The sequence below is a fragment of the uncultured Capnocytophaga sp. genome (genome assembly GCF_938029845.1).
GTDB lineage: Bacteria > Bacteroidota > Bacteroidia > Flavobacteriales > Flavobacteriaceae > Capnocytophaga.
In genome coordinates, this window is record NZ_CALHGG010000002.1 from 1 (window position 1) to 8,052 (window position 8,052).

Annotated in this window: 9 protein-coding genes and 3 pseudogenes; 1 reads left to right on the forward strand and 11 read right to left on the reverse strand. The window is 29.6% G+C overall.

Annotation, left to right across the window (positions count from 1 at the left end; translation table 11 throughout):
• Window positions 1-66: 66 nt before the first annotated feature.
• Together Q0625_RS00035 and Q0625_RS00040 are read right to left on the reverse strand one after the other, a co-directional pair.
• Window positions 67-522, reverse strand: coding sequence for a hypothetical protein (locus Q0625_RS00035; RefSeq protein ID WP_298822830.1), 456 nt, complete (start codon window positions 520-522; stop codon window positions 67-69).
• 110 nt (window positions 523-632) lie between these two features.
• Window positions 633-947, reverse strand: a pseudogene (locus tag Q0625_RS00040) (transposase); the annotation flags it as partial.
• Between Q0625_RS00040 and Q0625_RS00045 the strand changes: the two are divergent.
• Window positions 942-1,238: pseudogene (locus Q0625_RS00045) on the forward strand (conjugal transfer protein TraG); the annotation flags it as partial. The pseudogenes Q0625_RS00040 and Q0625_RS00045 sit on opposite strands and share 6 nt — an antisense overlap.
• A gap of 67 nt (window positions 1,239-1,305) precedes the next feature.
• Here Q0625_RS00045 and Q0625_RS00050 read toward each other — a convergent pair.
• The 9 genes and pseudogenes from Q0625_RS00050 to Q0625_RS00090 form a co-directional block, all read right to left on the reverse strand.
• Window positions 1,306-2,340, reverse strand: coding sequence for a hypothetical protein (locus Q0625_RS00050; protein WP_298822834.1), 1,035 nt, complete (start codon window positions 2,338-2,340; stop codon window positions 1,306-1,308).
• A gap of 50 nt (window positions 2,341-2,390) precedes the next feature.
• The gene (locus tag Q0625_RS00055; protein ID WP_298822837.1) at window positions 2,391-2,855 is read right to left on the reverse strand and encodes a hypothetical protein; all 465 of its coding nucleotides are present in this window, start codon (window positions 2,853-2,855) and stop codon (window positions 2,391-2,393) included.
• 49 nt (window positions 2,856-2,904) lie between these two features.
• Window positions 2,905-3,807 carry an SH3 domain-containing protein gene (locus tag Q0625_RS00060; RefSeq protein ID WP_298822839.1) on the reverse strand — a complete coding sequence of 301 codons (903 nt, stop codon included), beginning with the start codon at window positions 3,805-3,807 and terminating at the stop codon, window positions 2,905-2,907.
• A 322-nt stretch (window positions 3,808-4,129) separates the two neighbouring features.
• Window positions 4,130-4,942 carry a hypothetical protein gene (locus Q0625_RS00065; RefSeq protein ID WP_298822841.1) on the reverse strand — a complete coding sequence of 271 codons (813 nt, stop codon included), beginning with the start codon at window positions 4,940-4,942 and terminating at the stop codon, window positions 4,130-4,132.
• A 155-nt stretch (window positions 4,943-5,097) separates the two neighbouring features.
• Entirely contained in the window at window positions 5,098-5,517 is a 420-nt protein-coding gene (locus Q0625_RS00070; RefSeq protein WP_298822843.1) for a hypothetical protein, read from the reverse strand.
• 548 nt (window positions 5,518-6,065) lie between these two features.
• On the reverse strand, window positions 6,066-6,626 hold the full coding sequence (locus Q0625_RS00075) for a hypothetical protein (RefSeq protein ID WP_298822845.1): 561 nt from the start codon (window positions 6,624-6,626) through the stop codon (window positions 6,066-6,068).
• Between the two features lie 40 nt (window positions 6,627-6,666).
• Window positions 6,667-6,951: pseudogene (locus Q0625_RS00080) on the reverse strand (hypothetical protein).
• A gap of 89 nt (window positions 6,952-7,040) precedes the next feature.
• Complete coding sequence (locus tag Q0625_RS00085; protein ID WP_298822847.1) at window positions 7,041-7,316, reverse strand: hypothetical protein; 276 nt, start codon at window positions 7,314-7,316, stop codon at window positions 7,041-7,043.
• A 69-nt stretch (window positions 7,317-7,385) separates the two neighbouring features.
• A complete protein-coding gene (locus Q0625_RS00090) occupies window positions 7,386-7,739 on the reverse strand; it encodes a DUF805 domain-containing protein (protein WP_298822849.1) in 354 nt (117 codons plus the stop codon).
• Between the last annotated feature and the right edge of the window lie 313 nt (window positions 7,740-8,052).

An 8,052-nucleotide genomic window follows, 5' to 3' on the forward strand; every position in this document is an offset into this window, starting at 1 on the left:
AATAATTCCATAATACATTAATTTTCAGAGTGCAAATATATGAAATTATTTTGACGCCTCAATTAATTATTTAAATTTGTATACATAAATTCTATCATCTTCTTTAGGATAGACCATTATAAGCCTATCTTTTAAAAACACTTCAAAGTTCCTAATTGTATCTTTTCCGTCTATAAGGCAATCCTGCTTCTTATCTATTAGAACTTTATTACTATATCCTTCTTCTTTGATAACAGATTTTCCAAAATCATTATCTCTTGAATAAACGACAAAACCTTCTGAGGCACCAGCATATATTTCTAAGATACCTAAACTATCGTAAATAACTTTTTCTTCAACAATATATTTAGTTCCTCTTATCACTTCCACTCTTGATTGTTCAACTGTAATGTTTTTTTTCTCAAAAACTCTTTCTCTTTCATAAATAAATATATTTTCTTTTAGCATCTCTAATCTCTTAGAAGTGTTGTTGCAACTAATAAACAACAAAGTGATTGCTACTAAATTTATAATTTTCCTCATCTTATTAATTTTTTAAGGTTCTTAATTCTTCTACTTTATCTCTTTTCTCAACAACCACTTGTATAGCTCTCCCTTCTGCTTGTCCTACAATATATTTTTGAGGTGTCTATTTAGCTACATACTAATTGACTTTGGGAAACGAGAGAACGTTCTATAATTCTTTTCATTAATTTGTTAAAGATAGTCTCTTTGCTCTGTGAGCGATTAATTCTAAAACTATACTCAGCTAAATATCGGTCTATATTAAACTCTGAAAACCAAGAATATATACCTCGTATCCAAGACTTTACTTGATGTATTACCTTATGTAATGTAGGAAAATTCTTCCCATTATTACTAGGAATTTGAGTTATATTATAGTCCTTTATAGGTTTATATCCTTTCCACTGGTCAGTAGTAACTTGTGCTGTTTTACTAATATATTTGTAGGAGCTGTTTCTGATAATTTTGATGAGCGCATCAATCAGAAGATATTCCACGCACAGATAGTTGTAGACAACGACAAAGTAGCCGCTGAGACCAAAGCCTACCAGAAAATCCCCGAAGTCCTCTCCTTCACCGATGCCAACGGCAACGACACCACCAAAGAACAGGTAGAAGCCAACTACCGCCAAATAAAGTTAGACGTCATTGAAATTATTGAACGCGAGAAAGAACGTATCTCCAACGACCCTGAGCTAAGACATTTGGTGGAGAAGGAGGGAGAATATTCTTGATATAATAAATGTCATGTTTCAGTAGATAGATATTGATATTTCTAAAAGGATTATTCTATACATAGTTTTATTTCATTATTTCTCCAATCATAATATACGCCCCTTTTTCCATAAAGGCAGCTTCAAAAATTATGTATTTATCCTTATAAAAACCATATATACTTGATTCTATTGTAAAATCGCTCGTATTGTATTCTTTCCAAGTTTTTCCATAATCATATGAAAAGCGAATCGTAGGATAATACTCTTTTCTTTTATAGTCGCATACAAAATTTTTATAACGATATTTATATTTTTCATCTTTAGGAGAAAATTTAAATAATTCCCTCTCAGTTAGGTCGTAAATATACACAGTTCCTGTCACTAAATCAATTACCCCTAAATTAATCTCTCCAAAAACATCAGTTATGGTAGAGTATGTTTTTGTCAAATTTCGTATTGTTGTAAATTTTTCTTCTATAACATTATATCTAATTATTTTATTCTTATCTAAAAAAATTATATTTGCGTCTTTATCTTCTAATATGTAATTACCTTTAGTAACTATATTAGGAATTTTATAATTTACATTATTTAAAACATCTATTAATATAACATCTCCATTTTCATTATATGAAATAAAATTTCCATTAAATTTTATCTGAGAAATACTATTAGGAGAAAATTCTCTAATTTTTTTATATTTTAATGAGGTATTATCTAATAAGTAAATACAATTTTTAGCATTGTTTCCATAACCTCCTATATTAGTTTCTATTAAAGACTTTTTGCCATATGAATGGATAGAAACAATAGATTCTTCAGGAAATATGATTTCTTTGTATTCATTTCCTAAATCTTTAGAGATGAATAAAATGGCATTATCTTCTTTAGTGTCAAAGAAGTAGCTATCTTTTTCTGCTGCAATAAAAATGATAGATTCATCCAAAATTAGAAATTTTGTAACATTTAATCCTCTTTTAGATTCAATCCCTTTTCCGTAAATGTTTTCGTATAAGTCATATTTACTAATCCATTCTATTTTTCCTTGATTAATTATATTTGGGGTACAACTATTGAAAATAATAAATATAATAAAAATATAGGTGAGTAGATTGTTCATTGTTCTATCTTGTTTTATTTATTGTTTGCAAAGGTAAGGGGGTAAATGTATTAAAATTTTATAGAATCAATTCTGTTTAAAATTATTTTTCTTTTAGTATCATCAAAAATCCGAAGGTTTTCAATATAAAATGACTTATTTTTGCAAATATAAGAGAGTGTTACTGTTATATCGGAATCTTTATAATATTCGTTCTCATTTAATAAAAAAAAACCATCATTTTCATAATTTAATTTATTTTTGTAATAGCTTTTTTTATAGAAAACTAAAGTTATGTTTTTTTTGCTTTTAATAATTTTATTTTTTATGTTTCGTTTTTCCTTGAAATTATCAATAAAAAGTTCTTTGTCTTTTAGGGTTTTATTAGAAAAATTATCAATAATATAATATATATAATTATTAGAATTGTTAGATAAATTATTTAAAATTCTATTATTGTAATTTGTAAACTCTGTAACAACAATTTTTTCTTCACAAGAAAAAAGAATAAACAAAAGTAATATAATTTTTTTCATCGTAATTGTTTTAAGAATGATACATTATGAGAATTTGATACTCTCGTTATTATTTAATTTTTATTCTACTTTTGTGTACATATCCTTTTAACCCTTCTTTAGTTTTTATCAGATACCAATTGCTTGTATCATCTAATACATCTATTTTTTCGCCTGATTTTATTCTACTTAGAATTTTAGAAGAAGTACTCTTATCCGCCCTTATATTAGAGTATCCATCAGGATCTTCTATATAATAACCTCTTGAAGAATTAAATAAGAAATCAATTATTTCCTTGGGGTTATCAAAGTCGTGAGGATATCTTTGAACATAGTATTTCGCCGCATTAATAGCAAAATCGTGTTCGTTAGGAGTCCCTCGTAACATTTTATCGACCGCTAACACCATCTCTTTTCTTATGAATTGGCGCGTATTCTTCTCATAATAAAATAACGATTGTATAGCAGTTCTATTATTAATATTTTCATCAAGATACCATTTTAGCAGTGTTTTATCTCTATAAACACCAAAAGTAACTACAAAATCTGATAATATATCTTCATAATTATCTTTTAGCCACTCTAAGGACTTTAGATCTTTGTAGAAGAGATACTGATTAAAATGAAATAACAGAAGCCCAACCATTTTTGCTTCATTTCCATCTTCTGTATATATGATTCCTTTATCTTGGATAGCAATGTATGGATTGAGATCATCATTCAGCACCACTATATTTTGCGGTAGCAATTCTTTATTGATAAAAGAGTGTATTACTTTCTTATAGTGCTCCTCAGTAGGTTTTTTATAGCTGTATTTTTCTAATTCAGCATCTATCTGAGGCATCATTTTTTGTATGTATCTACGGAAGTTAATATAAACTTCGCCGTCTTTAAAAATTGTATAATCTTCCATCTTTTGACTATAGCTATCAAAAGTTACTATTAAAAAAAGTATTATAATTTTCCAGTCCATTTTGTTTCTCCTATATTTTTGTTATTCCAATTAGATTCTTCTACTTCTCTTTCTTCAAGAATTATTTTCACATTATCCCAGTATTTTATAGAATTATATAAGTCCTCCACAGGTTTGTTCTTCTTTCCACTAACTGTTGTTAAACAGCCAACGGCATCAATACCCTTTTTCCCACTTTAAAGAAGCTAGCTATTGTTCGCAATCTAAGTCTGTTTTAAAGCGTTCAGTAAACTCTAAGAGGCTTTGTCCCTTAAATAATTCCATAATACATTAATTTTCAGAGTGCAAATATATGAGTTTATTTTGACGCCTTAATAAAAAATTATTCCTTTGTATAATCTACATAATAACCTTTATCATATTCATTCTTAAGATAAATTTTCCCTGTATCTCCATCTATATAAAGTTCAGCATATATATGAGTTTCTGCACAAGGTTTTTCTTTGTATTGTTTATCCAAATCTTTTTGGACTTCCATTGCTTCTTTTAGGGCTTTCCATTCTTTCAATTTTTCTATCCATTGTTCCATTGGTCTGATTGAGATTACAGCATACCAAAAGTTCACTTCCTTTATATATTTAACCCCAAATTCACTCTCTTCAAATCTATGTCCTCCTATTTCTTTGGTTGGGTCATCAATTAGTCTTTCATTAATAAGTAGCCTAACGATATCATTGTATTTTAACGCTCCATAGAGAGTATCATTATCTATAATAGTTTTGTTCCCGTATTCATCATAGTATATCGATTTACCTATTGCTCTATGTCTAAAGCCCTTAGCTATCTTTACAACGCTATTTATCTGACCATTAGGATGATAATCTTTAATAATTTCTACATAAGGTTCTTGACTTGAAACTTCAACTGAGCTCGCTCCTATAGAATAATACCTCATTGAGGTGATTCTATCGCCATTTTTCTTCTTATATTCCTTAATATGGTCATTTACAAATAGCAGGAGAACCTCCCAGTCAATCTGTTCTACAGTATGATTGTATACGGGAAGCCTCCTATCCTCTAAAATGCTTTTTTCTATTTCAGAGAGTTCCCTTTGAGGAGTTATAACAGCTACCTCTTCGTTTTTAGGCTTACAGGCTACTAAAACTAAACATAATAAAAATATTATTCTTTGCATATAACTATAGTTTTGAAATTTCTTTAAATAGGTTATTAGTAGTAATGGGAGTTTTACTATCTAATTTAACTAAATTAGGATTTATTACTACCCATTGCCAGTGGTATGTACTAATCTTTTCAAAATCATCTATCTGTTGTAACTTCCCATTTTCATCAATTTTCCTCCTTATCTTTCTCAATTCTTCTCATATAAGGCATATGACTATTATATCCTAGTAAAATCTTAATATTCTCATTTGTTTTAACTTCCTTTATTTCCCCAGTGTTACCATTAATCCAAATGCCAGATAAATTATAGTTTCCTGTTTTCAAGTTATATAGTTCCCCCTTTGGCTTAAAAATATAATAATCTCCATATATAATATCCAATTCAAAAGAACCTTCATTAGCTATTTCTTCTTTCAAAATATATTTTATACATTTTTGCGCTGCTTCATCTAATGAAAGTTTAAATGTTTGTTCCTTTTTTTTGAATTCCTCTGTTCTATATATAAAGATGTCTTTTTCTACTTTACAAGAAAAAATACTACTTAATATACCCATAATAATAACTATTTTAATAACTTTATACATATTTTTATTTCTAATTACTCAACTGTTGGTTATAACTTGATTTGAAATCATGAATTTCTATATAAGGAATCTCTCTATACTCTTTATTTACTGTTAATTTATTCTCTTTTTTAGTTCCATAAGTATGTTCACCTTCCTCTGTTAAAAGTTCTAAAAAATCTTGTGGTGATTGAGTTGTTGATGTTATATCGAATATTGAAAAAACCTTTGTAGATTCCTCTATGGATATTTTTACTGTAGTTGTACACTGCTCCCCAACAATAGGTATAACACTATAAGTTCCTAAATTTTGATATTTATCCTCCCACCATTTCTGAATCCTATTTTTTTCGCTTCCTTTAATATGAATATCTATTCTATGATCCCTAAAGAATAGCTACTTGTAGGTGGAAATATTTCTTTTTCCTTAGTATTTTTATAATACACTATCGAATCATCTATTTCCTGTTGAGTTGGGAATTCTCGGTTTAAAATATTTTTTGAGGTATCTATTTAGCTACATACTAATTGACTTTGGGAAACGGGAGAACCCTCTACAATTCTTTCCATTAATTTGAGCTTTTATTCTGTCTTAATTTCCTTACAACCCATACCAAAAATAGTACAATCATCACACTGAAAGTCATCATCCCGCTAATGTTTTTTAGAAATGTGCAGACACTCCCCAATTGAACAAGCGTAGGGGACAACTCAGGATAACTTTTGAGAGTAATGAAGATAATGATATTCTCAGAATAATCAAAAAAACTGGTAATCAATGGTAAATAACACAAACCTTTTAACCATTTATTTTGTATGGAGAGTTGTTGTAATAGCCTGATGATAATCCAAGTATAAGTCACTGCAAAAAGCCCTGGATAAAATATATCAAAAAATAACTGAGGAAAAAGATAGTAACTTCGCCCCTCACTTCCTAAGGCTGTATATAGTGCTTGCACCTCTTCCAAAGTATAGCCGCCTGACCTAATATCCAATATAGGTAAGCCTTGCGAAAGTTTTTGCAAATGAGGGATACTCATAAAAATCATTAATGAATAAAGCAAATTAGCTACAATAAATATTATCCATATCTGGCGATTATTCTTATTTCCAAATAAAAATTTATTCATATATCTATTATTTTATTAAATTATTTATTGAGGTGTCAAGTTAAGGGCATATTAACAGAGGTTGGAAAATAGGTTCTCTTTCAAGCATTCTTTTCATTAATTTGTTAAAGATAGTCTCTTTGCTCTGTGAGCGATTGATTCTAAAACTATACTCAGCTAAATAGCGGTCTATATTAAACTCTGAAACCCAAGAATATATACCTCGTAATTTGCGACAGCAATATCCATCTTCCCACTTTAAAGAAGCTAGCTATTCTTCGCAATCTAAGTCTGTTTTAAAGCGTTCAGTAAACTCTAAGAGGCTTTGTCCCTTAAATAATTCCATAATACATTAATTTTCAGAGTGCAAATATATGAAATTATTTTAACACCTCAATTAGTTTCTTACAAAAATACAATATTTAGCAACAAAAATCAAGGGATTGTGCGGTTAACTAGTTGCTCACTCTCCTGAAAGCCTATGCGAATCGCCTCACGCTGAGGAAGAGTCAAGCAGAGGAACTGACGTACATAGGTAGGGCTATGTACCAATATAAGCTGCTCAAAAGAAGCTGGTTCTGGAGTGAAAAAATCAGTAGGTTCCGCAATCCCTTCCCATAACAAAGCCTCATATAAGAGGGCATACTTCTCCATTGGGAAGCGATGATTCTGGGGAACAGGATCTGTATAGATAGGGTCAAAAGCAATCATTGGCAAAAGAAAAATGAGTTAGTAAGAGATGCCCCACTAACTCATTAATACATTTTAAATATCTATGGATTACTCTCCAGCTTTAGGATCTGGTCCATATTGATTTTCTCTGCGTTCTCCTTCAGTACAACAAAGGATTAGGTTGTAGATAGGGATGAAAATATACCACCAATCTTTTCCTACATCGTGCATACGACGTACTGCTACAGCAATGCTAGGAATTAAGCTTGCAAGCGCATAAAGAATTGCAACAATAGCAAAGATAATCCCTCCATTTTCTCCTAGGACCATAGCTACTACCTGAAGACCATAGGCGATAAGAAAGTTAAAAAGGAAGAACATCCAATACTCTTTTCTGCGGGCTCTCCCATTGAAATTAGCGAAGTTTTTGGTAAAAACCTCAATAAAGTACTTTTGAAACATACTACAAATAAATTTAATTATTAACTGTTAATTATTAAAGATTTTCTTATGAAAAACCCTTTTTTATTCAAGGGCTCCCTAATCAGGGAGCAAAATTAATAAAAATAAATGAATGAAACAAACTTTTTTATGATTTAATAACCAACACTACAATCCCAAACATAACTTTTGCTCATAGAAAGCAAAATTATCCTGATTTCACTTCTATATACACCTCTACAATAAAAACTTAAAAAACAAAGAAAATTAATCTTATTCAGGTGTCTATTTAGCTACATACTAATTGACTTTGGGAAACGGGAGAACCCTCTAC

Coding starts and splice junctions, on each gene's coding strand:
- Q0625_RS00035 (WP_298822830.1), bottom strand. CDS start 522: ATGAGGAAAATTATAAATTTAGTAGCAATCACTTTGTTGTTTATTAGT.
- Q0625_RS00060 (WP_298822839.1), bottom strand. CDS start 3,807: ATGGACTGGAAAATTATAATACTTTTTTTAATAGTAACTTTTGATAGC.
- Q0625_RS00065 (WP_298822841.1), bottom strand. CDS start 4,942: ATGCAAAGAATAATATTTTTATTATGTTTAGTTTTAGTAGCCTGTAAG.
- Q0625_RS00055 (WP_298822837.1), bottom strand. CDS start 2,855: ATGAAAAAAATTATATTACTTTTGTTTATTCTTTTTTCTTGTGAAGAA.
- Q0625_RS00085 (WP_298822847.1), bottom strand. CDS start 7,316: ATGATTGCTTTTGACCCTATCTATACAGATCCTGTTCCCCAGAATCAT.
- Q0625_RS00070 (WP_298822843.1), bottom strand. CDS start 5,517: ATGTATAAAGTTATTAAAATAGTTATTATTATGGGTATATTAAGTAGT.
- Q0625_RS00050 (WP_298822834.1), bottom strand. CDS start 2,340: ATGAACAATCTACTCACCTATATTTTTATTATATTTATTATTTTCAAT.
- Q0625_RS00090 (WP_298822849.1), bottom strand. CDS start 7,739: ATGTTTCAAAAGTACTTTATTGAGGTTTTTACCAAAAACTTCGCTAAT.
- Q0625_RS00075 (WP_298822845.1), bottom strand. CDS start 6,626: ATGAATAAATTTTTATTTGGAAATAAGAATAATCGCCAGATATGGATA.